At 63.6% G+C, this 2017-nt stretch carries 3 protein-coding genes; all 3 read left to right on the plus strand.

Translation table 11 applies throughout. The features are described 5' to 3' along the window. Nucleotides 1–308 precede the first annotated feature (308 nt). Complete coding sequence (locus tag VXC91_RS44920; protein ID WP_329513099.1) at nucleotides 309–857, plus strand: carboxymuconolactone decarboxylase family protein; 549 nt, start codon at nucleotides 309–311, stop codon at nucleotides 855–857. Between the two features lie 111 nt (nucleotides 858–968). Further along, the gene (locus VXC91_RS44925; RefSeq protein ID WP_329513100.1) at nucleotides 969–1763 is read left to right on the plus strand and encodes an isocitrate lyase/PEP mutase family protein; all 795 of its coding nucleotides are present in this window, start codon (nucleotides 969–971) and stop codon (nucleotides 1761–1763) included. 59 nt (nucleotides 1764–1822) lie between these two features. Further along, the coding region (locus tag VXC91_RS44930) for a nitroreductase family protein (RefSeq protein WP_329513101.1) at nucleotides 1823–2017 on the plus strand (195 nt) is incomplete at its 3' end.

Raw genomic sequence — 2017 nt, forward strand, 5'->3', positions numbered from 1 at the left:
GGCGTGGACACCCTTGGTGTAAATGAGCTCAGCAGCCTGCTCCAGGATGCGGGCACGCGTTGCCTGTCCCTTGGACGTGAGTTTGTGAGGCGTCGGTGCTGCCGTGGTGGTGGTCATGCTTCACGGTACCCCAGATTGGGCTTGACAGCCCAGAGTCGAGTGGTGTTGACTTCTGCGAAGTGGGCCTGGCAGCCCAAAAAGTCCGCCGGCGGAGTCCACGGTCACAACGAGGACCGGACCCTGAAGCAGTAAGAACCGACGTGGGCTCGACGCTGACCACTCGCACATCCACCGGAGGCCGATTCGCCATGTCACGACTGAACGTTCCCTCTCCTGACGACGTCCCCGCCGACGCGCAGGGCATCCTCGACAACGTCGGCGCACAGTTCGGCTTTGTCCCGAACATGTTCGCGACTCTTGCGTCGAACCCGACCGTCCTCGACGTGGTCATGACACTGCAGGCCACCTTGAGCCGGGTTCTGGACGCGAAGACGCGGCACACCATCGCGCTCGCCGTGTCGCAAGCCAACGGTTGCGATTACTGCCTGGCGATGCACACGTACGTATCGTCCGAACTCGGTGGTATGTCGAGCGATGACATCGACTTGGCCCGGGCCGGGAGCTCGATCGATGCCAAGCGCGCCGCGGTCGCTCGTTTCGCCCAGCAGGTGGTGGAGAGCCGCGGTCAGGTGAGTGACGCCGACCTGGCGGCTGTGCGAGGTGCTGGGTACACCGACCCGCAGATCCTGGCGATCGTCACGGTGGCGGTGCAGGTCCTGCTGACCAACTTCATCAACAACGTCAACCAGACCGACATCGACATCCCCGCCGTCAGCTCGGTCGGTACGCCGGGATAAGCGTCGGCGTCCTTATCGAGGCGGCGTACCTGGCCCCTCGATCCGTCACTGTCTCCAACGATCACTCGGGAAAGGTTCGGTATGCCGGGCTCCGAACTCTATGAAAAATTCATGGCACTGCACACCCGCGACGGCGGCCTCGTCATGCCGAACGCATGGGACGGCCTCTCGGCGCTGATGCTGGCCGATGCCGGCTTCGAGGCGATCGCAACGTCATCGGCGGCACTCGCCACCACACTCGGCCGCCTCGACGGGCGTCACGAACTCACTCGCGACGAGCACCTCGAACATGCGCGGCTGCTCGGCCGACTCACCGGGCTGCCCGTCAACGGAGACTTCGAGGACGGCTACGGCGACACGCCTGAAGACGTCGCTGCGACCGTGGAAGCCGCCGTGGCCTATGGCCTGGCCGGTATCGGGATCGAAGACACCTCGGGCCATCCCGATCAACCGATCCGCGACTTCGACGATGCCGTCAACCGCGTACGTAGTGCCGTCAACGCGGCCAAGGGGCGCATCGTCGTCACCGGCCGCACCGACAACTTCATCCAAGGGCGGCCCGATCTCGACGACACCATCCGGCGTCTGACGGCCTTCGCCGAGGTCGGCGCGGATGTGCTCTACGCGCCTTTCCCTCCCGACCTCGATGCCCTGACCGCGATCGTCACCGCTGTCGCGCCGACGCCGGTCAATGTCCTCATCTCGCCGGCGGACAAGGTGCTGACCGTCGCCGAACTACAAAAGGCCGGGGTCAAGCGCATCAGCTTCGGTCCGGCGCTCTACGCCCATGCGATGGGTGCACTCGAGCAGGCCACCAAGGCGCTGGTCGCGGGCGACATCGCCACCGCGTCGACAGGTATCAGCTTCGAACGCATTGACGAACTACTTGCCCGCGGCAAGAACTAATCCAAACCCTGCGCACCAACGCTTCTCATCCACTGATCACAAGAAGAAGGTAAACTGACATGGTTATCGACAAGGTCATGAGCAAGCACCTCACCAGGTATTTCGACCCCAGCAAGACCATTCCGGAGGAAACGCTTCAGAAGCTGCTGACGTTCCTGCGTTCCACGCCGTCTTCGGTGAACGTGCAGCCCAACCACTTCTACGTCCTCGGCTCGGACGAAGGTAAGAAGCGGCTCGCCGACAACCTGGGTGAA

The organism is Streptomyces chiangmaiensis (assembly GCF_036281785.1).
GTDB lineage: Bacteria > Actinomycetota > Actinomycetes > Streptomycetales > Streptomycetaceae > Streptomyces > Streptomyces chiangmaiensis.